This is a genomic window from Methylobacterium sp. yr668, assembly GCF_900116245.1.
Taxonomy (GTDB): Bacteria; Pseudomonadota; Alphaproteobacteria; order Rhizobiales; family Beijerinckiaceae; genus Methylobacterium.
On sequence record NZ_FOZY01000006.1, the window covers coordinates 48,882 to 74,962 of the forward strand.

Consider the following 26,081-nt stretch of genomic DNA (forward strand, 5'->3'; position numbering starts at 1 on the left):
CGAATGCGCGAATGCAGGCCAATGCCCTGGCACAGATGCGGAATTCGCAACCCCATATAACTTGCTGAACTGACTCTCTGAGAGATTCTCCCAGATAATCTTCCTACTGCGGACCAGCCCGTTCGTTCTGACGAACGACCGTGTCGCGCCCGCACATGCACAGGTCACAAAGGGAATATGAGTTGGTTTTCCACATTCCTACGCGGGAGGACCGTCCCGACTTGACGGGTCGGCGACGGAATCCGGTGCCGTGCCGGCGCGCTCCGTCAATCGTCCTGGCCCTGGATCCCCGAGGGCTGCCGGCAGTTCCCGGTGTGATGCCGGCTTGACGCGCGCGATGCCGCCCGGTTTCTCGGCTCCTTCCGACAGGGCCCTCAGAGAAGAGCGCGCCGATGCCCCCCTTGCCCGAATTCGTCTGGCCCAGCCTCGCCCGACCCAGCCTCGCCCGATCCAGGGCCCCTTCGCCGATCGCGGCCCGATGACGGATCGCCGCGACGACGGCCGGCCGCCCGGCGGACGCCCCGCCCGGCCCCGCCCGCACGGGCCCCGGCGCCCCGCCCCCCGGTCCGGAGGTCGCCCGGGCGGGGCGTCCCGCCCGTGGGAGGAGGGCGGCGACGGGCCGACCGTGCTCTACGGCTGGCATCCCGTCGTGCAGGCCCTGGGCAACACCCAGCGCGGCCTGCACCGGCTGCTCGCCACCGAGAACGCGGCCGCGCGGCTGGAGGCCGAGTTCGGCGGCGCCGTGCGGATCACCCCGGAGCTGGTGCGGCCGAGCGACATCGGCCGCCTGCTCGGGCCGGACGCCGTCCACCAGGGCCTGTACCTGGAGGCCGAGCCCCTGCCCGCGCCCGGCCTCGACGACCTGCCCGCCGACGCGCTGCTGCTGGCGCTCGACCAGATCACGGACCCGCACAATGTCGGGGCGATCGTGCGCACCGCCGCGGCCTTCGGGGTCGCCGGGATCGTCACCACGGCGCGCCACGCGCCGGGCGCCACCGGAGTCCTGGCGAAATCCGCCTCCGGCGGCCTGGAGCACGTGCCCTTCGTGACCGTCCGGAACCTCGCCGAGGCCCTGATCGCCCTGGGCGAGCGCGGCTTCACCCGGGTCGGCCTCGATTCGGACGCGCCCGAGAGCCTCGACGCGCTGACGATCGCGCGGCCGCTGGTGATCGTGCTGGGTGCCGAGGGCAAGGGCCTGCGCGAGCGGACCCGGGGCTGCTGCGACGTCCTGGCCCGGATCCCCTTCTCGGGCGCGATCCGCAGCCTCAACGTCTCGAACGCCGCCGCCATCACCCTCTACGCCCTCGGCCGCGAGAGAGACTGACAGGGGAGCGACAGGAACCCGACGGGGCCGTGACGGACGCGCGACGGGGACGCGGCCGGACCGGCACCCGATCGGTCCCGGCGAGACACGTTCGGAAACACGGAACCGCCACCGGAAGCCCTTCTTCCGCCTAGGCAATCTTCGCAACTTCCCGTAGAATAAGTCGCGAGGGGGGCGTCGTCTCGAGGGCTGCGCCGGATGTTGGACGATGCGTTTACCTACGGCGGCTGGGTCCTCGGCCTGATCGCCGTCGGCGTGTGGATCTGGCTCGCGCGGCGCGCCTTCCCGAGCTTCGAATCCTTCGTGACGGGCTTCGACGACGAGCTCCAGCTCGGCGCCAGCCCGGAGGAGCGCGCGCGCAGCGCGCGCTGGCGTCAGGTCCGTCAGGCCGCCATGGCCCTGACGGCCGTCGCGGCCCTGTGTCTGTCGATCGGCTTCGCGATTCCCGACTGATTCCCGACTGATTCCCGACCGAGCCGGAAACCGGGAGGCGATCGGGCCCGGATCCCGCGCTGAAGCCCCGGGGTTCCGGGCGTGCACCGTCCCCGTGCCCTCTCGCGGCCGGCGCGGAGCCTTCGTGGCGGTCGGCGCGTTCGGCCTCGAAGCCCTGGATCGCCGTGCCGCCCAGGGAGCGCGGCGTGTCGTGGCGGCCGCAAGCCCGTCATCGGATTCCCGGGCCGCCTGGCGCCGAGACGGTTCCCGACACCGCCAGGGGGCTCGACCCGCCGGAAGCCTCTCTTCAGGCCGCGCGGACCCGGGCCAGGAAGCCTTCGACGGCGCCGCGCAGGTCGCCCGCCTGCCGGGACAGGTCGGCGGCCGCCCGCAGCACCTGGGCGGAGCCCTGGCTCGCCGTGCCGGCCGCCGCGCCGACACCCGCCATGTGGCCCGAGACGCCGCGTGTGTCCTGCGAGGTCTGCGCGGTGGTCCGGGCGATCTCCGCGGTGGCCGCCCCCTGCTGCTCGACCATGGCGGCGATCTCGGCGCCGATCCGCGCGAGGTCGCGGATCACCGCCGTGATGCCGCCGATCGACCGGACCGAGGCCTCGGTCGATCCGGTGATCTCCGCGACCTTGCCGGCGATCTCCTCGGTGGCCCTGGCGGTCTGCTCCGCGAGCGTCTTGACCTCGGCGGCCACCACCGCGAAGCCGCGGCCGGCCTCCCCGGCGCGGGCCGCCTCGATGGTGGCGTTGAGCGCCAGCAGGTTGGTCTGGCCGGCGATCTGCGAGATGATCGCGACGATCTCCCCGATGCTGCCGGCCGCCTGGGCGAGGCGGTGGACTTCCCCGGCCATGCCGTCGGCGCTCCGCGTGGCGTTCGCCGCGAGGTCCGCCGAGGACCCGACCTGCACGCCGATCTCCCGGACCGAGGCGGTGAGCTCCTCGGTGGCCGCCGCCACCGTGTCGGCCGAGCGGGCGGCCGAATCGGCCGACACCGCCACCGCCCGACTCAGATCGGTCGTGTCCTGGGCGGCCCGCGCCATCCCGTGCGCGGAGGCCTCCAGCTGGGCCGCCGCCGCCGAGACGGCCTCGACGATCCCGCCGACCTGGCGCTCGAAGCTGTCGGCGAGGCCGAGGGCGGCCGCGCGCTGGGCCGCCGCGGTCTCGGCGGCGAGCCGCTCCTGCGCGGCCCGGGCCGCCCGGCGCTCGGCGACGCTGTCGCGGAACGCCAGGGCGGCCGCGGCGATCGCCCGGACCTCGCGCGGCCCGCCGCTCGGGATGGTCAGGTCGGCCGTGCCCGCGTCCCGGCCGATCGCGGTCAGCACCCCGGCCATCCGGGAGAGCGGCCGGGCGATGGCCGTGCCGAGCCAGACCGCGAGGCCGGCCGAGAGGGCGAACAGGGCGAGCCCGCCGGCGGCCCAGAGGGCCAGCATCCGCTCGGCGCGGGCGTGCGCCGCCCCCGCGGCCGCCACCAGGTCGGCGGTGAGCCCATCCTCCACGCCCTTGAGGGCGTCGATCCGCTGCGTGGCGAGGCGGAACCACCCCGGCGCGTCGCGGAAGGCCGGGGGCGTCCCCGGCATCGTCTCCTGCACGCCCGCGCGCAGGCGGGCGACCGCGCGGGACGGCTCGGTCGCCTCCGCGGCGTCGAGCAGGTTCGCCTGCCCCGCTTCGGCGCCGGCCCGGAACAGGCCGGCATAGGTCGCCTGGTCGGCCGCGAGGGTCGCGAGGCGGCGGGCGGCCGCGAGGTCGAGGGTGCCGGAGGCGAAGACCGCCGAGGCGGCGGCCCGCTCCTGGCCGGCGGCCTCCTTCAGCGCCAGGAAGGCCGCGTAGGCGTTCGCCCGGGCGGCGAGGCCGGCCTCGTCGATCGCGCCGCCCATGGCCCGCACCAGGCCGAGCCCCTCCCCGATCAGGCCCGTGTAGTAGGCCACGGCCTGCGGCGGGGCCGCCGTCAGGGCATCGACCGCCCGGCGCTGCGCGGCCAGCCCGGTGAGCGCCCGCGCGAAGCCCTCACCGCGCGCCTGGAAGACCGGCCCGAAGCCCGTCGCGGCCTTCATGGCCTCGGGAAGCCCGGCGAGGGCCGCGTCGGTGCGTTCGCGCTGGGTCGCCAGTTCCGGGCCGAACTGCGCGCCCTTCGCGCCCAGGAACAGGCTCGAGGCGCCGCGCTCCCGCTGGGCCTCGTGCACGAAGGCGCTGATCCGGGAGGCGAGGCCGACCAGGCCCTCCACCCGGCCCATCTCGGCGCGGCGCGCCCACTGGTCCGACACGGCGACGCCCGCCGCCCCCGCGAAGGCGAGGCACGGGGCGAGCGCCACCGCCAGGATGCGGGCGCGGAGCGAGGCGAGGATCGGCATCGGAAGTTCTGGAACAGTCCGGCGGGAGATGCGCCACCTTCCGGCCAAGTCATAAAGATCCGGTTATGTGGTCGCGCCCATATTCGGCACCGGTTTGCCCAATCAGGCGGCGTTTTGAGTCGTATCTGCCAATTCTGCGTGCAGATCACCCCAGGTCTTCAGCGCGCGGATGACCGGGTCGAGGGACCGCCCCCGCTCGGTCAGGCTGTATTCCACCTTCGGGGGAACCTCGGCGTAGACCGTCCGGGTGATCAGGCCGTCGGCTTCCATTTCGCGCAGCTGGTTGGTGAGCATGCGCTGGGTCACGCTGGCGAGGCGCCGCCGGATCTCGTTGAAGCGCAGGGTCCCCTCCAGCAGGTGGTAGAGGATCACGCCCTTCCACTTGCCGTCGATGAGCCGGAGCGTCGCCTCGACGGCGCAGCCGGGGCTGCAGGCGCCCGTGTGGCGGCGGGTGCGGGGCATGGGCTGTCTCCGACGGTATCATTTCCGGCACTAGTGGCGTTTTATGTGCGTACTTGCGGCCCGTGAAGGCGGGCGGCATCTCCTGCGGCGACACTCCGAGGAGATCACCATGCGCGCCGTCGGCTACCGCAAGTCCCTGCCGATCACCGATCCCGAGGCCCTGGTCGACCTCGACCTGCCCCAGCCCGAGCCCGGCCCGCGCGACCTGCTGGTGAAGGTCGAGGCGGTCTCGGTGAACCCGGTCGACACCAAGGTCCGGCGGCGGGCCGAGCCGGAGGAAGGCGGCACTAAGGTGCTCGGCTGGGACGCGGCCGGCACCGTCGTCGCCGCCGGCGCGGAGGTCCAGGGTTTCGCCGCGGGCGACGCGGTGTTCTACGCGGGCGACCTCACCCGGCCGGGGACGAACGCCGAATACCATTGCGTCGATGCCCGCATCGTTGGGCACAAGCCGGAGAGCCTCGACTGGGCGCAGGCCGCCGCCCTGCCGCTCACCGCGATCACCGCCTGGGAGACCCTGTTCGACCGGCTCGACGTGGACAAGCCGGTGCCGGGCGCGGCCCCGGCGATCCTGATCGTCGGCGGCGCGGGGGGCGTCGGCTCGGTGGCGATCCAGCTCGCCCGGGAACTCACCGACCTCACCGTGATCGCCACCGCGTCGCGGCCTGAGACGGCGGCCTGGTGCCGGGACCTCGGCGCCCACCACGTGGTCGACCATTCCAGATCCCTGGCGGCGGAGGTGGCGGCCCTGGGGATCGGCGCGCCGGGCCTCGTCTTCTCCACGACCAACACCGACGCCCACCTCGCCGCGATCGTGGAGCTGATCGCCCCGCAGGGCCGCCTCGCCCTGATCGACGATCCGGAGCGCCTCGACGTCGGGCTCCTCAAGCGCAAGAGCCTGTCGCTGCACTGGGAGTTCATGTTCACCCGCTCGATGTTCGCCACCGCCGACATCGCCGCCCAGGGGGCGCTCCTCGACGAGATATCCCGCCTCGTTGATTCCGGGCGCCTGCGCACCACCCTGGGGGAGCATTACGGGCGGATCGACGCCGCGAACCTGCGGCGCGCCCACGCGCTGGTCGAGAGCGGGCGCGCCAGGGGGAAGATCGTGCTCGAAGGGTTTTCCGATTGAGGAGGACGTGATGGCGGACGCGGCGGGGACCGGCCTCTTCGACGTGACGGCGCTGGCGGCGGGTCTGCCCGACAGCGCCGAGACCCTCCTGGTCGACACCTACCTGACCGACCGGGAGGCGGCGAGCGCCCGGGTGTTCCGGGTCTACCGGCCGACCCCGCCGCACTATCACGCCACCTGCGACGAGTACCTCTACTGCCTCTCGGGCCGGGGCCGGGTCTGGCTGGGCGATCCGGCCGCCGAGACGGCGTTCGGCCCGGGCCAGCTCCTGTTCTTCGAGAAGGGCACGGTCCACGCGATGCCGGCGCTCGAGCCCGGGGACCCGGTGGTATTCCTGTCGATCGACACGCCCCGGCGGGCGCCGACCGACATCGTCTTCGTGAACCCGGAGGACGGGACGCCCGCCACCTTCATGGCGCGCAACGCCGAGGCGTGAGGGGTCACACCCGCAGGGACCGGCCGGCCGCCGCCACGCCGAGGAGCAGCGCCGCCACGATCAGCAGGGACGCGGGCAGGCCGAGCGCCTGCGCGGCGAAGCCGATCAGCGCGGGCCCCGCCAGCACCCCGGCATAGCCCAGCGTCGTCACCGCGGGCACCGCCACGCGCGCGGGCATCGCGGTCTGGCGCCCCGCCGCCGTGAACAGGACCGGGACGATGTTGGCGCAGCCCGCCCCGACCAGGGCGTAGCCGGCGAGCGCCGCCTCCCAGGCCGGGATGACGACCGAGAGCGCGAGGCCGGCCGCCGCCAGCAGGCCGCCGAGGATCACCACGGGCCGCCGGCCGAGGCGGGCCACGATCGCATCCCCGCCGAGCCGGCCGGCCGTCATGGTGATCGAGAAGGAAGCGTAGCCGAGCGCCGCCCAGGCCGGATCGAGCCCGCGCTGCTGGATCAGGAACACCGCGCTCCAGTCGAGGGCCGAGCCCTCGGTCAGGAACACCACGAAGCAGAGCAGGCCCAGCACCAGCACCGGGCCGCGGGGCAGCGCGAAGGCGGGCCCGCCGCTTCCCCCTGTCCCGCCGGCCGGAAGGATGCCCGGCCAGGCGGCCGCGAACAGGGCCACGATGCCGGCGACCAGGATCAGCACGCTCCAGCCGGCGCCCAGGCCGGTGCCCATCAGGACGCTGGCCAGCAGCGCCCCCAGGATGCAGCCGAGGCTGTAGAGGCCGTGGAAGCCCGACATCATCGGGCGCCCGGCGGCGCGCTCCACCGCGACGGCCTGCAGGTTCATGACGCAGTCCACCGCCCCCATCCCGGCCCCGAACAGCAGCAGCGCCCCGGTGAGCGGCACGAGCCCGGAGGCCAGGGCCAGGACCGGCAGGGCCAGGCCGAGCGCCAGCGTCCCGGCGAGCAGGACCGGCCGGTATCCCAGCCGCGCGGCCGCCGCCCCGGCGCTCGGCATCGCCAGGAGCGAGCCGACGCCGAAGGTGAGGAGCAGCAGGCCGAGCCCGGCCTCGTCGAGGCCGGCGCGGTCCTTCACCAGCGGCACCAGGGGCGCCCAGGTGGCGTTGGCGATGCCCACGATCAGGAACAGCAGCCGCGTGGACAGGCGCTGCTGGGTGGCCGTGCGGTCGTCGGAACCGCGGAGGGCGGCCGGATCGGTCGCGTCGCATGCTGGCATCGATACCTGTCGGGATGTGGATCTGAGGGCGGGACACGGCGACGTGGATCTCGGCGCCCGCGGTGCAACACCGAAGGTGGGCCAAGGTTTGGCGAATCGAGCTACGGCGAAGCTGGGGCCACCGGACTCCGATCGCGGCCGCTGGCTCCACCGCGTCATCGCTTCGCTGCGCTCGCGAAGACGGTCGCGCGTTCACCGAGCGGTTGCCGACGTACGCGTTTCGTTCTAGCAAGGGCGGCGCATGACGGGCCTGCGTCCCGCCGGCCGCATCTTGCCGCGGGCCCCCTCGGGCTCGACATGAGCCGGAGCGGCGGCTGGCCCGCGCGCGAATCCGTCCGACTTCGTCGATGCCTCGGTCGACGCCTCGAAAGACCGCCGCCCTCATGGCCAAAGCCCAAGCTGGAAGTCGTGCCGCAAGCCGCGTCGGTGCTGCCCAAGCCGCACCGAAAGCTGCCGCCAAAGCGCCTTCCAAGACGGCTCCGAAAGCCCCGGCGACGGCCAAGGCGCCCCAGTCCAAGGTGCCCGAGTCCAAGCCGGTTCGCGCGAAATCCAGCTCCCCCGGCGCGCGGAACGAAGCCGCCATCGACGCCAAGCTGGAGGCCCTGTTCGACGCCGCGCCGGCCCCCGTCGAGGACCGGCGGGTCATCGCGATCCGCGGCGCCCGGGAGCACAATCTCAAGAACGTCGACCTGACCATCCCGCGGGACAAGCTCGTGGTCTTCACCGGGCTCTCGGGCTCGGGCAAGTCGTCGCTCGCCTTCGACACGATCTACGCGGAGGGACAGCGCCGCTACGTCGAGTCGCTCTCGGCCTACGCCCGCCAGTTCCTGGAGATGATGTCCAAGCCCGACGTCGACCAGATCGACGGGCTGTCGCCGGCGATCTCGATCGAGCAGAAGACCACCTCGAAGAACCCCCGCTCGACCGTGGGGACGGTGACTGAGATCTACGACTACATGCGCCTGCTCTGGGCGCGGGTCGGCATCCCCTACTCGCCCGCCACCGGCCTGCCGATCGAGAGCCAGACCGTCCAGCAGATGGTCGACCGGGTGCTGGAGCTGCCGGAGAAGACCCGGCTCTACCTGCTCGCGCCCGTGGTCCGCGGGCGGAAAGGCGAGTACCGCAAGGAGATCGCCGAATACCAGAAGAAAGGCTTCCAGCGGCTGCGCGTGAACGGCGAATACTACGCCATCGACGATGTGCCCAAGCTCGACAAGAAGTTCAAGCACGACATCGACGTGGTGGTGGACCGGATCGTGGTCCGGGCCGATATCGGCTCGCGGCTGGCCGATTCCTTCGAGACCGCGCTGGAACTCGCCGACGGCGTCGCCGAGATCGTGTTCGCCGACGCCCCCGAGGGCGAGGCGCCGCGGACCGTCACCTTCTCGTCGCGCTTCGCCTGCCCGGTCTCGGGCTTCACCATCGCGGAGATCGAGCCGCGGCTGTTCTCGTTCAACAACCCGTTCGGCGCCTGCCCGACCTGCAGCGGCATCGGCCACGAGATGCGGATCGATCCCGAGCTGGTGATCTCCGACCCTGGCTTGAGCCTGAAGCGCGGCGCGGTCGGCCCCTGGGCGAAGTCGACCTCGCCCTATTACGGCCAGACGCTCGAGGCGCTCGCCGAGCATTTCGGCTTCAAGACGGGCGTCCCCTGGCAGAGCCTGTCGGAGACGGCCCGCGCCATCGTGCTCTACGGCTCGGGCAAGCAGGCGGTGCGCTTCGCCTACGACGACGGCTTGCGCAAGTACACGGTCAACAAGCCGTTCGAGGGCGTGATCCCGAACCTGGAGCGCCGCTACAAGGAGAGCGACTCGGACGCCGTGCGCGAGGAGATCGGGCGCTTCATGAGCGAGACGCCCTGCGCCGCCTGCGGCGGCAAGCGGCTGAAGCCCGAGGCTCTGGCCGTGAAGGTCGCCATGGCGGACATCGCCGACGTGACCGCCCTCTCGGTCTCCGATGCGCACCGGTGGTTCTCGGACCTGCCCGGGAAGCTGACCGCGAAGCAGAACGAGATCGCGGTCCGGATCCTGAAAGAGATCCGCGACCGGCTGAGCTTCCTGGTGGATGTCGGCCTGGAATACCTGACGCTCGCCCGCGGCTCCGGCTCGCTCTCGGGCGGCGAGAGCCAGCGCATCCGCCTCGCCTCGCAGATCGGCTCCGGCCTGACCGGCGTGCTCTACGTGCTGGACGAGCCCTCGATCGGCCTGCACCAGCGCGACAACGAGCGGCTCCTCGGCACGCTCAAGCGCCTGCGCGACCTCGGCAACTCGGTGATCGTGGTCGAGCACGACGAGGACGCGATCCTGCAGGCCGATTACGTGGTCGATGTCGGCCCGGGCGCCGGCATCCACGGCGGCGAGATCATCGCGCAGGGCACCCCCGCGGAGGTGCTGGCGAACCCCGCCTCGCTCACCGCCAAGTATCTCACGGGCGCGATGGCGGTGCGCACCCCGACCGCCCGCCGCAAGGGCCGGAAGGGCAAGCTCGGCCTGTTCGGCGCGCGGGGCAACAATCTCAAGGACGTGGACGTCGAGATCCCGCTCGGCACCTTCACGTGCATCACCGGCGTCTCGGGGGGCGGCAAGTCCACCCTGGTGATCGACACCCTCTACAAGGCCGTCGCCAAGAAGCTGAACGGCGCCCTGGAGCACCCGGCCCCCTACGGCCGGCTGGAGGGGCTGGAGCACCTCGACAAGGTCATCGACATCGACCAGTCGCCGATCGGCCGCACGCCGCGCTCGAACCCCGCCACCTATATCGGCGCCTTCACGCCGATCCGCGACTGGTTCGCGGGCCTCCCCGAGGCCAAGGCGCGGGGCTACCAGCCCGGGCGCTTCTCGTTCAACGTCAAGGGCGGGCGCTGCGAGGCCTGCTCGGGCGACGGCGTCATCAAGATCGAGATGCACTTCCTGCCGGACGTCTACGTCACCTGCGACGTCTGCAAGGGCAAGCGCTACGACCGCGAGACCCTGGAGGTGAAGTACCGGGGCAAGTCCATCGCCGACGTGCTCGACTCCACCGTCGAGGAGGCGGCCGAGCTGTTCAAGGCGGTGCCGGCGATCCGCGACAAGCTCGAGACCCTGAAGCGGGTCGGCCTGCACTACGTCCATGTCGGCCAGCAGGCCACCACCCTGTCGGGGGGCGAGGCGCAGCGCGTGAAGCTCTCCAAGGAGCTGTCGAAGCGCGCCACCGGCCGCACCCTCTACATCCTCGACGAGCCGACCACCGGCCTGCACTTCCACGACGTCGCCAAGCTCATGGAGGTGCTCCACGAGCTGGTCGACCAGGGCAACACCGTGGTGGTGATCGAGCACAACCTCGAAGTGATCAAGACCGCCGACTGGGTGATCGACATGGGTCCCGAGGGCGGCGACGGCGGCGGCCGGGTGGTGGCGCAGGGCACGCCGGAAGAGATCGCCCGCGCCAAGGCCAGCCATACCGGCCGGTTCCTGCGCGAGGTGCTGGAGCGGCGGCCCGCCTCACCCGCGAGCCGCGGTCGCGCCGCGGAGTAGCGCGGCGGCGGAGGGGGGCGGACCTTCCGGGGGCGGGCATCGCACGCACCGGCGACCGTGCCGGACGCGCCCCCGCCCCTGCAGTGCGGGCGCGGGTCCGACGCGACGGATCACCCGCTCCCGGGCCGGCGCGGCAGTTTCTGCCGGGTCTCGGCCGGACCCCGCGCCCGCGGACGGTGATTCGAGCGGCCGGATCCGGCTCCGGACCCGCCGCCGACCGGTTCGGAGCCGGGTCCCGGCCCGCGCGCCCGGACCGGCGGCCTGCCCGATCACCTTCCCGCCTTTGCCGGATTCTCCCGCGCCCCGGGCCGGCAACAGCTTGACCGTTCAACGATATTTTGCCGAAACCGCGGTCCGAGCAGGGTCTGTGGACAGTGTTGCATCGCCGCAAAAATGCGGCTTTTGCGCAACGGTTCGGCCGGTTGTGGCGTTTCGGCGAGCATTCCACTGTCTTTCCGCAGGTCTCTGTAGAATAGTCGCAGACGTTGAGACGGGCAGGCTCCGTGGGGGCGCTCGGCAGGTCCGAAGCCGGCAGCCGCGATAGGCGAGCAGACCGGCAGGGAAGTGCCGAATGCGGGACGGACGCCGTATGACCTTGGGAAGGAATGAGAAAATGATGAAGAACTGGCTCGCGGCCGGCACGGTCGCGCTCACGGTCGGCATGACCTCGACGATCGCGCAGGCGCAGACCACGACGGTTCCGGGCGAGCAGGTCGGCCTCGCCGTCGGCGCGCCGCTGCCGGAGGGTCTCTACGCGATCAACACGTTCACCTATCGCCGCACCGATGGCCGGAACGATCCCGACACGGCCGTCAACATCCCGGTCCTGGTCTGGTCGACCCCGTTCGTGCCGTTCGGCGGCCGCGTCGAGCTGCTCGTGGCGCCCCCGACCGTGTTCGCCTTCACCCGCAACCCGGCGGGCGTGCGCAACAAGGACATCTCGATCAACGTCGGCACCTTCGTCGGCGGCATCTGGGCCTTCGACCTCGGCAACAACTTCGGCGTCAGCTTGCTCGGCGGCGCCTACCTGAACGACCTGAACGGCGACCGCGGCTCGATCATCACCGCGAACGGCACGACGGCCACCCCGGTCCTGCCGCAGCTCTCCTCCAACACCTACCGCTTCGGCGTCGCCGGCAGCTACACGGGTGACGGCTGGAACCTGACCGCCAACCTGACCGCCAACATCTACGACTCGCCCGGCCGCTTCCCCGGCCAGGTCGGCGCCGCCATCGGCCCGATCCGCCTGTCGGACTCGCTGAACTTCGACCTCACGGCGACCAAGAAGTTCGGCAACTTCGAGATCGGTCCGATCGCCTACGGCACCTACAACTTCGACATCAGCCAGGCCAGCGCGGCGGCCGGCAACCGCGGCCGCTTCGCCATCGGCGGCCTCATCGGCTACGACTTCAAGATCTTCACCGTCCAGGCCTACGTCGCCCGCGACGTCGTGACCGGCCTGCAGACCACCAACGCGTTCGGCCGCAGCCGCAGCGATTACTCCACCGACGGCTGGATCCGGTTCATCGTGCCGCTCTACTCGCCGACCCCGGCCGCCGCGCCGGTCCCGGCGCCGCTGGTCCGCAAGTACTGAGATCCTCCTGAGAGACCGGGCTCCCCGCCGCCGCGCGGCGGGGGCTCCCGGATCTCCGACAGGCCGTCCTCCGGGACGGCGCGCCGCCCGGCTCCGCCGGGCGGTTTTTCTTTGTGCCGGTGCCGCCGCGGGCCGCAGCCGGCCGCCCCGGGCGGGCCCGTGCCACGGGTCGCAGCCGGCCGCGGGTGACGCGGGCGGCGCGGACATCCTATGGTGTGCCGATGGCGCGGCTCCGGGGCCGACCGGAGCGCAGGCGGACGAGCCGAAGGATTGTCATGGCGACGCAGGGCGAGTGGAAGATCCCCGCGCAGGCCCAGCCCAGGCCCGCGGATTACGGCTACGACCTCGACCGGGCGCTCTCCGCGGTCCTGGCCCTGTCGGCGCGGATCCCGGACAGCGCGTTCACGGCCGAGACGCTCGGCACCGAGCGCGCCGGCAACGGCGTGGTGATCCGCGAGGACGGCCTGGTGCTCACCATCGGCTACCTCGTCACCGAGGCCGAGAGCGTCTGGCTCACCACCCGGGACGGCCGCTCGGTGCCCGGCCACGTCCTCGGCTTCGACGCCGCCACGGGCTTCGGCCTGGTCCAGGCGCTCGGCGATCTCGGCGTGCCGGCCCTCCCGCTCGGCCACTCGGCCGGGCTGAAGACCGGCGACCGGGCCGTGCTGGCCGGGGCGGGCGGGCGCCAGCGCTGCGTCGCCGTCGAGGTCGTGGCCCGGCAGGAATTCGCCGGCTACTGGGAGTACGTCCTCGACGAGGCCCTGTTCACCGCCCCCGCGCACCCGCACTGGGGCGGGACCGCGCTGATCGGCCCCCAGGGCGACCTGCTGGGCATCGGCTCGCTGCAGCTGCAGCAGGGCGGCGGCGGCGCGGCGCGGCCGATCAACATGGTCGTGCCCATCGATCTGCTGACGCCGATCCTCGAGGACCTCGCCACGCGCGGGCGGGCCGACCGGCCGCCCCGCCCCTGGCTCGGCCTCTACGCCACCGAGAGCGAGGAGGGCATCGTCGTGATGGGCCTCGCCGATAACGGCCCGGCCGAGACCGGCGGCCTCCAGGCCGGCGACGTGATCGAGGCGGTGGCCGGCGAGCCGGTGGCCGACCTCGCCGCCCTGTTCCGGAGCGTCTGGGCCCTGGGCGAGGCCGGGGTGCGGGTCCCCCTCACGATCCGCCGGGAGGGGCGCGGCGTGAAGCTCGCCCTCGTCTCCGGGGATCGGGAGCGGTTCCTGCGCACGCCCTCGCTGCACTGAGCCCGCGACCCGGAGCGTGCAACCTTCGCGCTCCGAGCGGCGTTGCCGCGGCGCCGTCGCGGGCCTGTACCGGACACAACCTACGGCTCAGCGACGGTTCAGGTGGCGGGACCGAATCTCGAACGACCGGCTCCCGATCCGCCGGAAACGTTGAGGAGATCCAGTCATGACGATTCTGAGCGCACCGCGCGCGAAGGCACTCGTGATGGCCGCCGCGATCGCCGGCGGCCTCGGGCTCGCGGGGTCTGCCGAGGCGGCCGGGGGCTGCGGCCCCGGCTTCCATCCCAATCCGTGGGGCATCTGCCGGCCGAACTGGGGCCCCCGGCCCTACGGATACTGGCGGCGCCCGGTCTATTACGGTGGGTACGGCGGTTACTACCGGCCGCGGCCCTTCTACCGGCCCTACGGCTTCTACGGGCCGCGCCCGTTCTACTGAGCCCCCGTCCGAGCCCGTCAGACGGCATGCAGGGCGTCCCGCCGACCGGCGGGGCGCCCTTCGCGCGTGCGGGAGGCCCCTCGGCGCCCTGCATGCGCACAAAGAATGACCATCCGGAAACCTTGCCGGTTTCTTAAGCCGGTTATGCGATTTTCGCAGGTCTGGTGCTTGACCTTACGACTCCTGCTGCGCTGCGGCGCGATTATATGTGCGTTGCACCAACAAGAGGCAGCGATGCGCAATGGGGCGCCATCGTCTGCCCGAGCAGAGGTCACAGCACACCATGTCCGCCGCCCGTAGCGTCCTGAGCCGCGTCCGCGCCTATCTCCGGTACCGCGACACCGTCACCCAGCTGTCCCGCCTGTCGGACCGCGATCTTGCCGATCTCGGCATCAACCGCAGCGAGATCCGCGGCGTCGCCCGCGTCTGATCCCCGCGTCCGCGCCACAGCGCCCGAGACGAATGCCTCGAAGGACCGCCGCCCGTTGATCCGGACGGCGGTCCTTCGCTATTCTCGGACATGACACAGACCATCCACATCGTCGGCGGCGGCCTCGCCGGATCCGAGGCCGCCTGGCAGGTGGCCGAAGCCGGGCACCGCGCCGTGATCCACGAGATGCGCCCGGTGCGCGGCACCGAGGCGCACCGCACCGACGGGCTGGCCGAGCTCGTCTGCTCCAACTCGTTCCGGTCGGACGACCCGGAGGGCAACGCCGTCGGGCTGCTGCACCAGGAGATGCGCTCCTTAAGCTCGCTGATCATGCGGGCGGCCGACGCCAACCAGGTGCCAGCGGGCGGGGCGCTGGCGGTCGACCGCGAGGGCTTCTCCGCCGCGGTGACCCGGGCCCTGGAGCGGCACCCGAACGTCACCCTCGTCCGCGGGGAGGTCGAGGGCCTGCCGCCGGAGGAATGGGGCCCCTGCATCGTCGCCACCGGCCCGCTCACCGCGCCGGCGCTGGCCGAGGGCATCCGCGGGCTCACCGGCGCCGAGTCGCTGGCCTTCTTCGACGCGATCGCGCCGATCGTCCACCGCGACTCGATCGACATGGACGTGGCGTGGTTCCAGTCCCGCTACGACAAGCCGGGACCCGGCGGCACGGGCGCGGACTACCTCAACTGCCCGATGACCCGGGAGCAGTACGATTCCTTCGTGGCCGCCCTCGTGGCGGGCGAGAAGATCGGGTTCAAGCAGTGGGAGGGCACGCCCTATTTCGACGGCTGCCTGCCCGTCGAGGTCATGGCCGAGCGCGGCCCCGAGACGCTGCGCCACGGGCCGATGAAGCCCGTGGGGCTCACCAATCCCCGCGACCCGCTGGTCAAGCCCTGCGCGATCGTGCAGCTGCGCCAGGACAACGCGCTGGGCACCCTGTACAACATGGTCGGCTTCCAGACGAAGCTGACCTACGCCGAGCAGGTGCGGGTCTTCCGCATGATCCCCGGCCTGGAGCGGGCCGAGTTCGCCCGCCTCGGCGGCCTGCACCGCAACACCTACCTCGACAGCCCGCGCCTCCTCGACGCCACCCTCCGGCTGCGGGCCCGTCCGACCTTGCGCTTCGCCGGGCAGATCACCGGCTGCGAGGGCTACGTCGAGAGCGCCGCGGTCGGGCTGATGGCCGGCCGCTTCGCCGTCGCGGAGGCGGCCGGCGACCCCCTCGCCCCCCTGCCCCAGAGCACGGCCCTCGGCGCGCTCATCGCCCACATCACCGGCGGCCACCTGATGGCGGACGGGGAGGCCAACGCCCCGCGCTCGTTCCAGCCGATGAACGTGAATTTCGGCCTGTTCCCGCCGCTCGAGCGGGCCCCCCGCAACGAGACCGGCCGGCGCCTGCGCGGGCCCGAGAAGGCGGCGCTGAAGAAGCGCGCGCTCACCGACCGGGCCCGGGCCGATCTCGCCGCCTGGCTGGAGGGCGCGGGGGGTGGCGCGCAGGGCGCGGCCTCGAGACCTGCGGCGGCGGAATAGCGGGCCGCACGGGGCTTGCACCGCCGGAGGCCTCTCCACGTGGCCGCCTCACTCGGCCTCAACACTTGGCCTCAACACTCGGCCTCATCGCCTGGGCTCACCATGACCGCGATCGACACCCGGGCCTTCCTGGCCGACCTGTACGAACTGCGCGAGATCGGCCGGTTCCGCACCGGCGTCCACCGGCCGACCTTCTCGGCCGACGACATGGAATCCCGGCGCTGGCTGATGGCCCGGCTCGAGGCCTGCGGCCTGGAGGCCTCCATCGACGGGATCGGCAACGTGCTCGGGCGCCACCGCGGGCCGGGCCTGCACCTGCTGGTCGGCAGCCACATCGAGACGCAGAACGAGGCCGGCTGGCTCGACGGGGCGCTGGGCGTCGTGGCCGGGGTCGCGCTGGCCCGCGCCGGGCTGCCCGTCGACGTCGTCGCCTTCGCGGACGAGGAGGGGCACTTCTCGGGGGGCTTCTTGGGCAGCCGCTCGGCGATCGGCGACCTGACCGAGGCCGAGATCGACGAGGCCCGCAACCGCACCGACGGCACGCCGCTCCGCGCCGCGCTCGCGAGCGCCGGCCTCGCCGGCCTGCCCCGGACGCGGCTCGACCCGGACCGCTACCGCGGCTTCCTCGAGATGCACATCGAGCAGGGCACGCAGCTCGAATCCGCCGGCCTGCATCTCGGCGTGGTGAGCGGCATCGTGGCGATCTGGCAGTTCCGGATCGACTTCGCCGGCAACCAGGACCACGCGGGCGGCACCACCATGGCGGAGCGCCGGGACGCGGGTCTCTCGGCGGTGCGGCTGCTCGCGGCGATCGACCGGGAATTCCCGAAGGTCTGCGGGCCGCGCAGCACCTGGACCACGGGACGGATCACCCTGGATCCCGGCGGCTTCAGCATCATCCCGGGGCGGGCCGAGGTGTATTTCCAGTTCCGCGACGTGGCGATGCCCGTGCTGGAGCGGATGGAGGCCTGCCTGGAGGCGCTGGTGCGGGACTCGAACCGGCGCGAGCGCTGCCCGGCCACGCTGACGGCCCTGGCCAAGGCGATCCCCGCCCCCTGCGACCCGGCCCTGATGCGCGCCCTCTCGGAGGCGGCCGAGAGCGTCTGCCCCGGCGGGTGGCAGGTGATGCCGTCGGGGGCCGGGCACGACGCCCAGAACGTCGCCCGGATCCTGCCGGCCGCAATGCTGTTCGTGCCCTCGATCGGCGGCATCAGCCACCACTGGGCGGAGGATACCAGCGACGCCGACCTCGCCCTCGGCGTGCGGGCCCTCGGCGACGCGGCGGCGCGGGTGCTGGCGGGCTGAGCGTGCCGCCCCGGACGCCCCGGCGCGCGGCGCGTCCCGGCGGGCGCCCGGCCTCAGGTGCCTGGGCTCAGGTGCCTGGGCTCAGGCGCCCGGCACCAGCGACCGGATCGGGATCAGCTCCGGCCGGTATTCCTGCATGCCCCCGGCGATCCGCTCCTCGACGGCGTCGATGAACGTCTCCGGGTCGGTGATCGAGCACTGGCGCAGGTCCCAGAAGGCGTAGCGCCACCATTGCACCTTCAGGTAGCGCTCGATCAGCGCGTCCGGGAAGCGCATCTTCACGATCCGGGCGGGGCTGCCGGCCACGATCGCGTAGGGCGGCACGTCCTTGGTCACCACCGCCATGGCGCCGATCACCGCCCCGTCGCCGATCGTGATGTCGGGCATCAGGAAGGCGCCGTGGCCGATATAGACGTCGTTGCCGATGCGCACGCGCTTGGGCCAGAGATACGGGCCGGAGATCTCGTAATCCTCCGCCCGCGGGTCGATGCGGTCGAACACGGCCGAGTGGTGCGTGTAGAACAGCGGCGAGGTCGAGCCGCACTGGACCGGGTGGCTGCCGCGCCCGACCTGGACGCTCTCGCCGATCGAGCAGTAGCGGGCGATGTCGGCCCCGAAATAGTAGCCGCTGACCGCGTACGAGAACGCCCCCATGGTGAGGCAGTAATCGACGCCCATCCACTTGATGCTGCACGGCGGCTCGAAGACGCAATCCTCCGGCAGGCCGAACGGGGCCGGGTGCAGCACCGAGATGCCGCGGCGCAGCATCTCCTGCTTCATGTCCTCGTTGACGGAGATCATGCGGCGTCCTCGTCGCTGGGGTGCCCGGTCCCGGCCGGCGCCGGGTCCAGGCCGTAATAGTCGCCCATCAGGTCGCCGTAGGTGGCGGCCCGGATCGGCACGGTGAGCCGGCCCGCGGCCGAGACGTCGATGGCGAGCAGGCGGTCGTTGAAGGCGGCCGGATCGGTGGCCAGCGCGCCGGGGAGCAGGTGCCCGTTCGGGTAGGCGCGCAGCCGCTCGGCCGGCGCGCCGAGGTCGAAGGCCGCCACCGGCAGGCCGGTGCGCAGCGCCAGGGTCAGCGCGTACGAGTAGGTCTCGGGCCAGATCGCCGGCAGCAGCACGAGGTCGGCCGAGAGCCGCCAGACCAGGTCAAGGGCCTCGTGGTCCCCGGAATAGCGCCCGGTCTGGGCGACCCCGACGCGCTCCAGGCCGATCGCCAGGGCCGGGTCCGAGTAGCCCACGATCGCGAAGTGCAGCGGCAGGTCGCGGTCCTGCGCGTCGGTGGCGAGCGCCTGCAGGAACAGGCCGCCCTTCGTGGCACTGATCGCGCCGAGCACGGCGACGCGGCGGATTCGGCCGGGCCGCTGGAGGGCGGTCGAGCGCACCGACCGCTCCGGCTCGACGTGCGGCCGCACCGTGACCGACAGATCCGGGTACACCGTCCGGATCCGGCCCGCCGTGTCGGAGGACGGCGCGAACACCCGCGCGGCGCCCGCCAGGAACGCCCCGAACGCCGCCCGCCGCTCGCCCGGATCCGGCTCCTCGAACCCGTCCGCGTCCACCGCCAGGCACGACCGGCACTCGCTGACCGGCGCCAGGCCGCAGTAGCGCCCGTCCGGCTGCACCAGGTGGTTGCGGTGGCACACCGGCGAGTAGTCGTGCAGCGTCCACGCGTAGGGACGCCCCGACCCCGCCACCACCGCCATCAGCGCCCGCGCCGCGCCCCAGCGCAGCCCCGCCAGCGAGTGCACGTGGATCAGAACCGGCGCTAGCTGCCCGACGAAGTCGGCGAGTTCGGCCGCGTCGCGCGGCAGGTACAGGCTGTCGAGGTTGGGCAGGTACAGGAACTCGGGGCCGCGATACGAGACGTGGACCTCGAGGTTGCGGGTCCGGTCGATCTGCAGCAGCACCACGCTCAGGCCCTCGGCCCGGGCCTGCGCGACCATGTCGTCGATGTGCCGCTGGATGCCCCCGCCCCAGCTGTGCGTCACGTACAGCAGCGCCCGGCCGGCGAAGTGCCGGGCGAGCCGCGCCCGGTCGAGCCGCGCCCGCCCGCGCCGGCCGGGATCGGCCTGGACGAACTGGCCGACGCGCGCCGGGTAGTCGGGGTGCTTGGCGAGCAGCGCCGCCTGGCCCTGGTCGTACTCGCCGCCCGCGTCGAGCCCGAACGAGATCTGGCCGGCATGGTGGACGAACACGTCCTCGGCGAGCAGGTTGACGAAGCCGGCCTTGGTGGCGCGCAGGCACCAGTCGTTCTCCTCGCCGTAGCCCTTGCCGAAGGCCTCGGCGTCGAGGTCGCCGACGGCGTCGAGGGCGGCGGCGGTCATGTACATGCAGAAGCCGACGCCGGTGGGCACGGGCACGGCGCGGCCGCGGTTGACCTGCGCGGCCACGCGGTCGAGGTCGGGCCGGGCGATCTCCAGCGGCATGGTGTTGTTGGCGTTGAAGCGCGGGTAGGAGCAGATCGTGGCGTTGTTGGACAGCGGCGTGACGCTGCCCACGGGCAGCCCCGCGCCCATCCCTGCCCCGGCCTCTACTCCTGCGCCTGCCTCCCCGCCGGACCCGGCCTGAGGGTCTGCCTGCGGTTCGGCGTGGGCGACGAGGCGGTCGAGCCAGTCGCCGAAGACTTCAGCGTCGGAGTTGAGCAGGACGACGGCGCGGCCCTGGCGCAGGCCGAGGGCGCGGTTGACCGAGCGGACGAAGCCGAGGTTGCGCTCGTTCTCGACGAGGTGGAACAGGCCGCGGCCGGCGAGGGCGGCGAGGTCTGCGGACAGCTGCGGGTCGGGGGAGCGGTCGTTGACGGCGAGCAGGGTGAAGGGGGTGGCCTGGGGCGCGGACAGGCAGGCGTGGAGGGCGCGCAGGGTCTCGCCGCGGCCCTTGTAGACGGGGACGATGACGACGACGCGGGCCTGCGCGATGGGCAGGGCCCGGGGCAGGCGGTCCCACGCGTCGGCCGCCGGGGCCTCCATGGGCGGGTAGGTGCCGAGATCCTCGGGGCAGGCCATCAGCCCGGCGGCCCGGCCGGTGCGCACGTAGTGCAGGAACGGCGACTCCCCGGGACCCAGCAGGTGCCCGTAGGTCTCCCGGTAGAACGCGATCGAGAAGGCCTTGCTCGGGTCCCGGCCCTCGTGCTGCCCGTAGGCGACGAAGTGGGCGAGCGGCCCGCCGGGGGCCCCGGCGGCGTCGGGGTTGCGCTTGGCGTAGAAGGCGGCGTCGAAGAACGGCGCGACCGTCCGGGCCTCGTCGGCCAGCGCCGCCTCCCGCGAATCCGGCGTGCCGTAGCGGGGGTGGAAGGCACCGGCCGCGATGTCGGTCCCGTGCATCAGCGCCGTGGCGAGGCGGTGGACGAGGGGCGCGAGGCCCGTCTCGCGCATCCCGGGATGCGCGTCGGCGTAGGCCTGCCCGTCGAAGTCGGGCCTGGGGTTGCGGCCCGCGCGCCAGCCGGTGTCGCAGTAGTCGCGCACCGCGTCCTGCGCCTCCGACAGGCCGTAGCGCGCCCGGTAGAAGCCGTGGTCGAAATGCCCCGCCACCAGCCGCGCCTGCAGGTCCAGGAACGCGTCCCGCTCGAGGGTCTCCTGCCCGATCGCCCCGAGCCAGCCCGTGTCCTCGACCGGCGCCCGCGCCGGCCGCAGCCCGCAGACCCGCAGCAGCGCCGCCAGCGTCGAGCGCCCCGGGCCGGGATCGCGCAGCTCCCGCCAGCCCGCCTCGGCGAAGTGCAGGAACGGCTCGCGCCCGCCCACGTCCGGGTAGGTCGCCCGGTACCAGTCCGCGTCCACCGCCGGCAGGTTCAGCCGGTGCGGCTCCGCGAACGGCTCGGCCCCCGTCAGCCGGGTCTCGGCGACGTAGCGGAAGAACGGGTCGTCCGCGACCGCCCGGCTGCCGGCCCGCGCCTGCACGTAGCCGGCCGGGTCGAAGTCCGGCCGCGGGCCGATCCGCGCCCGCCAGCCCTCCGCCACGTAGTGGCGCAGCAACTCCGTGTCCGAGGCATCGGCCAGCGCCTCGGCCTGCGGTCCGGGCAGGCGCTGCCGGTAATGGGCGGCGTCGAAGTAGGGGGCGAGCGTCTCGATCCGCAGGGCGAGCGCGGCCTCCGGGTCGGGGCGGGCCGGTCCGCCGTGGAGGACGTAGTGGACCAGCGGGTTCCGGGTGGCGAAGGTGATCCCGCGGCTGAGGCAGTAGGCCAGGGTGTCGAAGTGCGGCGCCGGCTCGCGGCCCTCGCGCCAGCCGGAGGCCATGTAGTGGTCGACCGGGTCGACGCCGGCGGCGGCGAGGTCGGGGTTGCCGGCGAGATAGTAGGCGCCGTCGACGAGGCGGCGGGCGAGGCGGTGGGCCTCGGCCGTGTCGGGCTTGGGCAGGGCGGCCGCCTCCCCCTCCCCTTCACGTCCGGCGCGCCGGCGCGCGAGGGCGTGCAGGAGCGGGTTGATGCCGGCGCGGGCGAGGTGGGGATGGGCGGCGAGGTAGGCGGCGGAGTCGAAGTCGGGGCGCGGGTCGCGGCCCGCGCGCCAGCCGTGGACGAGGTAGTCGCGCACCGGGTCGGCCGTGATCCCGTACCAGCTCGCGTAGAACGCCGTGTCAAAGTGCGGGGCCAGGGCGGCGATCAGGCGCGCCTCGAGATCCGCGCCGGTCGCCGCGCCCGCCCAGCGTCGGTGCAGCGCCGCCGGCGTGGCCAGCGGGTCGCGCAGCCGGCCGAGGCGGCGTCGCATCCGCGTCAGGGCCGAGATCCGGCCGGTCCCGTCGGAGTCGCGGCGCATCTCAGGACTCTGCGGAGGGGCGTTCGCCGCGGGCCGTCACGGGGCGCGGGATCCATCGGCCGCCCGCCGGGCGGGCGCCGTCGAGGCGCGGGGCTCTGATCGGGTCATGGGCGGCAGCTGGCGGGCAGCGTCGGAGGCGCGAGGCGGCGCGGGAGCGATCGTCCTGTCGGACACAAGTCGCACTAGCGGAACCGGCCGAATCCGTAAACCGCGGGGCGCCGCCGGCGTCCGCGCCGCGGGCCACGCCGCGGGCCACGCCGCGGGCCACGCCGCGGGCCACGCCGCGGGCCACGCCGCGGACCTGCGGAGGGGCCTTGCTGTCGACCGTATTTCGATATATCTGAAAATTCGTCATATCGAAATAGAGTCGTCTCCATGCATCCCTATGTCTCGGACGGCCTGCACGCCGATCCCTTCGACGCCTTCCGCGTCCGCGCTCATCGCGGGCCGATGGGCGGCGACCCCCGCGGACGGCACGGGCCCCACGGCCACCCGGGTCGCGGTCCCGGCGACCGCCGGATGTTCGGCCGCGGCGGCCGCGGCGACCTCGCGCGCTTCTTCGCCCACGGCGACCTGCGCCTCGTCATCCTCCACCTGATCGCCGAGAAGCCGCGCCACGGCTACGAGATCATCAAGGCGATCGAGGAGCGGGTCGGCGGCGCCTACAGCCCGAGCCCCGGGACCGTCTACCCGACGCTGACCCTCCTGGAGGAACTCGGCCACGTCACGGTGACCCCCGGGGAGGGCACCAAGCGGCTGCACGCGATCACGCCCGAGGGGCAGGCCTTCCTGGACGGCAACCGCCCGACCCTCGAGGCGATCCTCGCCCGGATGGCCGAGGCCGAGGCCGCCCGGGGCGACGGTCCCCCGCCCTCGGTCGTGCGCGCCAAGGAGGGGCTGAAGCTCGCCCTGCAGATGCGGCTCGCCCGCGGCCCGCTCAGCGCCGAGCAGGCCGCCGCCATCACGGCGGCCCTGGAGGCGGCGACCGCCGCGGTGGAGCGGGCGTGACGGGCCGTCCCGCGCCCGTCACCGGACCCGTCATCGGACCCGTCACCGGACCCGTCACCGGGACGCGGCCGGTGCCCGACCCGCGGCTCGGCAGCCTCGTCCTCGGGATCACCCTGTTCCGGCCGCGGCCGGACCAGGTGGCGCGCGTCCGGGCCCTGGCCTCGGCCGGCGACGCCGCGGTGATCGCCTTCGACAATGGCGGCCTCCCGGCCGGGACGGCCGACCAGCTCGCCCGGGCCGGCGTGACCCTGCTGTCGGCGGGCACGAATCTCGGCATCGCCGAGGCGCTCAACCGGATCGCGGCGGCCGCCCGCGCCGCGGGGGGCGGGACCCTCCTCCTCCTCGACCAGGACGCCGAGCCGCCCGCGGATCTCGCCGCCGCGCTGCTGGCGGCGCGGGACCGGCTGCGGGAGGCCGGGATCCCGGCGGCGGTGGTGGGCCCGGCGCCCGCGCCGGCATCGGGCCACAAGGCGCCGGCCTACCCGCCCCGTCCCGGCGCGCCGGCACGCGACGGCCTCGCCCCGGTGCAGTTCCTGGCGACCTCGGGCTCGCTCCTCGACCTCGACGCTTTCGCGCGGGTCGGGCCGTTCCGCGGCGACTTCTTCATCGACGGGGTCGAACTCGAATGGTGCTTCCGTGCCTGGAGCCTCGGCTACGGCTGCTACCGAGCCGACGCCGTCGCGATCCCGCACCGCGTCGGCGGCGGGACGATCCGGGCCTTCGGGATCACGATGCCGCGCCAGCCCCTGTTCCGCATGGCGACCTACCTGCGCAACGCGATCTACGCGTGGCGGCTGCCGCACGTGCCGCCGCGCTGGAAACTCGCCCAGGCCGCCTACCTGCCGCTCCAGGCCGGGCTGTACTGGGCGGATTCGGGCTTCCGGCCCGCCGTGCTGCTCAGGCTCCTCGCGGCCGCGCGCGACGGCGCCCTCGGGCGCCTCGGGCCGCCCCGGGACCTGCCCCGGGACCTGCCGTGACCGACCGCCCTGCCCTCGACGTCGTGATCGTCAACTGGAACGGCGGCGGCCTGCTGCGCGCCTGCCTCGCGAGCCTCGCGGCCGCGCGGGACGCCGCGGCCGTGCAGGTCACCGTGGTGGACAACGCCTCGACGGACGGCTCCACCGAGACCCTGCCCGCCCTGCCCCGCCCGCTGCGGCTGATCCAGAACACCGCGAATCTCGGCTTCGGCCGGGCCTGCGACCAGGGCGCCGCCGCCGGCGACGCCCCCGCGATCCTGTTCCTGAACCCGGACACGCAGGTCGCGCCCGACGCGCTCGGCGTGGCCCTGGCCGCCCTGGCGGCCGACCCGCGGACCGGGATCGTGGGCGCGCGGCTCGTCGACCTGGACGGGCGGACCGCGCGCTCCTGCGCCCGGGCGCCCTCGGCGCTGGGCCTCCTCGGCCGCGCCCTGGCGCTGGACCGCCTCGGCCTCGTGCGGCCGCACTTCCTGCTGGAGTGGGACCACGCGGAGGACCGCGCCGTCGACCAGGTGATGGGCGCCTTCCTGATGATCCGCCGCGACCTGTTCCGGAGCCTCGGCGGGTTCGACCCGCGCTTCTTCGTCTACTGGGAGGATGCCGACCTCTGCGAACGGGCCCGGGCGGCGGGCTTCGCGGTGCGGCACGTGGCCGGGGCGGTCGCCCGCCATGTCGGCCAGGGCACGACCCGGCAGGTGCGGGCGCGGCGGCTGTTCTACTTCCTGCGCAGCCAGATCCTCTATGCCGGCAAGCACCACGGCGCCGCGACGGCCCTCGGCCTGGCGGCGGCGAGCTTCGGCGCGCAGGTGCCCCTGCGGCTCGCCCTGGCCCTCGCCCGCCGCTCCCCCCGGGAGGCCGCGGAGGTCCTGCGGGCGGCGGGCCTCCTGGCCGCGGCGCTGCCGGGGCTCGTGCCGGACCTCCTGCGGGCCGCGCGCGCGGGGCCCGCCGCTTGAGCGGGCCGACGATGCCGTGCCCTGTCCGCGCGCCCGCCGCGCAGGGGCCGGCCGCCCGATCGACCCGGACGCGGCCGTGAGCCTGCCGATCACCGGCGACGGCCGGTTCTGGGCCCTTGCCTTCCTGGGCCTCGGCCTCCCGGCCTGCCTCGCGCTGGCCTGGATCGGTCTCACCGGCGAGTCCCCGTCCGCCCTCGCCGTCTGCGGCCGGCTCGCCGGCATCGCGGCGTTCCTGGGCCTGGGGCTCGCCGCCCTGGCCCTGGCGACCCGGGGCCGGGCCGCGCTGTTCGCGCTGCTGTGCTTCCCGGCCTCGCTCGCGGCCGCCTCCGGACCGGACGGGCCCGTCCTGGCGCTGGCGGCGCTCGCGGCCGCGCTGCTCAGCCCCCGGCCGATGACGGGCCGGCACGGATCGGCGCGCCGCGCCGGCGCGGCGCTGGCGATCGCCCTGGTGGTGCTGGCGCGGCCGGCCTGCGCGCCCCTCGTGGGGATGCTGCTGGTGCCGTTCCCGCCCCCGGGGCGACGCGTCCGCGCCTGGCGGGAGCGGCTGCCGCTCGCCGCGCTCGCCCTGCTGCCGGCTCTCCTGCCGGCGCTCCTGCCGGCCCTGCTGCCGGCCGCGAGCCCCGGGCTTCCGCCCCCCGCCGGCGCGGCGGACGGGTTCGTGTCCCTGCCCGTCCCGCTGCCCGGGTTCCTCACCGGGGTCTGGACCGCCGCGCTGCTGGTGCCGCCCGTCGCGCTGCGGCGCGGCCCCCTGCCCCCGCGCGCGGAGCGGCTGTGGCTCTCGGGCTGCGCGCTGCTCGGCCTCTGGCTGGCGGTGCTGCCGCAGGCCCTCGCCCCGGCCGGCGGCCTCGGGGGGATGCAGGCCCGGGACCTGCTGCCGCTGGCGCCGATGCTGATCCTGGCCTTCGCCCGGGGGCGGATCGGTACCGCGGCGGCCCTGCGCTGGCCGGCCCTGCTCCCGGTGCTGGCCGCCGCCCTCGACGCGGTGGTGCTGCCGATGATCGCGCTGCGGGCGTAGC

Annotated in this window: 20 protein-coding genes; 15 read left to right on the plus strand and 5 right to left on the minus strand. The window is 73.9% G+C overall.

Annotation, left to right across the window (positions count from 1 at the left end; genetic code table 11):
* The first annotated feature begins 478 nt into the window (after positions 1-478).
* Both BM419_RS09560 and BM419_RS09565 read left to right on the plus strand, forming a co-directional pair.
* Positions 479-1,324, plus strand: a complete 846-nt coding sequence (locus BM419_RS09560; RefSeq protein ID WP_091926292.1) for a TrmH family RNA methyltransferase — start codon at positions 479-481, stop codon at positions 1,322-1,324.
* Positions 1,325-1,522: 198 nt separating this feature from the next.
* Positions 1,523-1,777: a hypothetical protein gene (locus tag BM419_RS09565; RefSeq protein ID WP_026605300.1), complete on the plus strand. Its 255-nt coding sequence runs from the start codon at positions 1,523-1,525 to the stop codon at positions 1,775-1,777.
* Between the two features lie 286 nt (positions 1,778-2,063).
* Here BM419_RS09565 and BM419_RS09570 read toward each other — a convergent pair whose 3' ends face one another.
* Positions 2,064-4,112: a methyl-accepting chemotaxis protein gene (locus BM419_RS09570; RefSeq protein ID WP_091926293.1), complete on the minus strand. Its 2,049-nt coding sequence runs from the start codon at positions 4,110-4,112 to the stop codon at positions 2,064-2,066.
* Positions 4,113-4,214: 102 nt separating this feature from the next.
* The gene (locus tag BM419_RS09575; protein WP_020095505.1) at positions 4,215-4,574 is read right to left on the minus strand and encodes a winged helix-turn-helix transcriptional regulator; all 360 of its coding nucleotides are present in this window, start codon (positions 4,572-4,574) and stop codon (positions 4,215-4,217) included.
* Positions 4,575-4,683: 109 nt separating this feature from the next.
* On the opposite strand from BM419_RS09575, the gene BM419_RS09580 reads away from it, so the two are divergent.
* A complete protein-coding gene (locus tag BM419_RS09580) occupies positions 4,684-5,703 on the plus strand; it encodes a zinc-binding alcohol dehydrogenase family protein (protein WP_091926294.1) in 1,020 nt (339 codons plus the stop codon).
* 10 nt (positions 5,704-5,713) lie between these two features.
* Positions 5,714-6,139 (plus strand): cupin domain-containing protein, encoded by a 426-nt coding sequence (locus BM419_RS09585; RefSeq protein WP_091677311.1) that lies wholly within the window; start codon positions 5,714-5,716, stop codon positions 6,137-6,139.
* A gap of 4 nt (positions 6,140-6,143) precedes the next feature.
* Here the strand turns inward: BM419_RS09585 and BM419_RS09590 are convergent, their stop codons facing one another.
* The gene (locus BM419_RS09590; RefSeq protein ID WP_091926295.1) at positions 6,144-7,322 is read right to left on the minus strand and encodes an MFS transporter; all 1,179 of its coding nucleotides are present in this window, start codon (positions 7,320-7,322) and stop codon (positions 6,144-6,146) included.
* Between the two features lie 383 nt (positions 7,323-7,705).
* Here BM419_RS09590 and uvrA point away from each other — a divergent pair, with 383 nt between their 5' ends.
* From uvrA to BM419_RS09625, 7 genes are all read left to right on the plus strand, one after another.
* Positions 7,706-10,834, plus strand: coding sequence for an excinuclease ABC subunit UvrA (gene uvrA, locus BM419_RS09595; RefSeq protein WP_091926296.1), 3,129 nt, complete (start codon positions 7,706-7,708; stop codon positions 10,832-10,834).
* A 613-nt stretch (positions 10,835-11,447) separates the two neighbouring features.
* The gene (locus tag BM419_RS09600; protein ID WP_042671328.1) at positions 11,448-12,428 is read left to right on the plus strand and encodes a transporter; all 981 of its coding nucleotides are present in this window, start codon (positions 11,448-11,450) and stop codon (positions 12,426-12,428) included.
* A gap of 275 nt (positions 12,429-12,703) precedes the next feature.
* Entirely contained in the window at positions 12,704-13,678 is a 975-nt protein-coding gene (locus BM419_RS09605; protein WP_020095499.1) for a S1C family serine protease, read from the plus strand.
* A gap of 166 nt (positions 13,679-13,844) precedes the next feature.
* Positions 13,845-14,114 (plus strand): GCG_CRPN prefix-to-repeats domain-containing protein, encoded by a 270-nt coding sequence (locus BM419_RS09610; protein WP_020095498.1) that lies wholly within the window; start codon positions 13,845-13,847, stop codon positions 14,112-14,114.
* A 283-nt stretch (positions 14,115-14,397) separates the two neighbouring features.
* Positions 14,398-14,544 (plus strand): DUF1127 domain-containing protein, encoded by a 147-nt coding sequence (locus BM419_RS09615; protein ID WP_020095497.1) that lies wholly within the window; start codon positions 14,398-14,400, stop codon positions 14,542-14,544.
* Between the two features lie 90 nt (positions 14,545-14,634).
* Positions 14,635-16,074 (plus strand): methylenetetrahydrofolate--tRNA-(uracil(54)-C(5))-methyltransferase (FADH(2)-oxidizing) TrmFO, encoded by a 1,440-nt coding sequence (trmFO, locus tag BM419_RS09620; RefSeq protein ID WP_091926297.1) that lies wholly within the window; start codon positions 14,635-14,637, stop codon positions 16,072-16,074.
* A gap of 102 nt (positions 16,075-16,176) precedes the next feature.
* Positions 16,177-17,379, plus strand: a complete 1,203-nt coding sequence (locus BM419_RS09625) for a Zn-dependent hydrolase (protein ID WP_091926298.1) — start codon at positions 16,177-16,179, stop codon at positions 17,377-17,379.
* Between the two features lie 81 nt (positions 17,380-17,460).
* Here the strand turns inward: BM419_RS09625 and BM419_RS33205 are convergent, their stop codons facing one another.
* Positions 17,461-18,180, minus strand: coding sequence for a CatB-related O-acetyltransferase (locus BM419_RS33205; RefSeq protein WP_042671319.1), 720 nt, complete (start codon positions 18,178-18,180; stop codon positions 17,461-17,463).
* Positions 18,177-22,127, minus strand: a complete 3,951-nt coding sequence (locus BM419_RS09635) for a glycosyltransferase (protein WP_091926299.1) — start codon at positions 22,125-22,127, stop codon at positions 18,177-18,179. Before BM419_RS09635 ends, BM419_RS33205 begins: the two co-directional genes overlap by 4 nt.
* 375 nt (positions 22,128-22,502) lie before the next feature.
* Here BM419_RS09635 and BM419_RS09640 point away from each other — a divergent pair, with 375 nt between their 5' ends.
* The 4 genes from BM419_RS09640 to BM419_RS09655 all read left to right on the plus strand — a co-directional run bounded on the left by BM419_RS09640 (position 22,503) and on the right by BM419_RS09655 (position 26,080).
* On the plus strand, positions 22,503-23,135 hold the full coding sequence (locus BM419_RS09640) for a PadR family transcriptional regulator (RefSeq protein ID WP_020093357.1): 633 nt from the start codon (positions 22,503-22,505) through the stop codon (positions 23,133-23,135).
* Positions 23,132-24,112 carry a glycosyltransferase family protein gene (locus BM419_RS09645; protein WP_244540737.1) on the plus strand — a complete coding sequence of 327 codons (981 nt, stop codon included), beginning with the start codon at positions 23,132-23,134 and terminating at the stop codon, positions 24,110-24,112. The genes BM419_RS09640 and BM419_RS09645 overlap by 4 nt, the downstream gene beginning before the upstream one ends.
* Positions 24,109-25,065, plus strand: coding sequence for a glycosyltransferase family 2 protein (locus BM419_RS09650; RefSeq protein WP_091926300.1), 957 nt, complete (start codon positions 24,109-24,111; stop codon positions 25,063-25,065). The genes BM419_RS09645 and BM419_RS09650 overlap by 4 nt, the downstream gene beginning before the upstream one ends.
* A gap of 76 nt (positions 25,066-25,141) precedes the next feature.
* Positions 25,142-26,080: a hypothetical protein gene (locus tag BM419_RS09655; protein ID WP_091926392.1), complete on the plus strand. Its 939-nt coding sequence runs from the start codon at positions 25,142-25,144 to the stop codon at positions 26,078-26,080.
* Position 26,081: the final 1 nt, after the last annotated feature.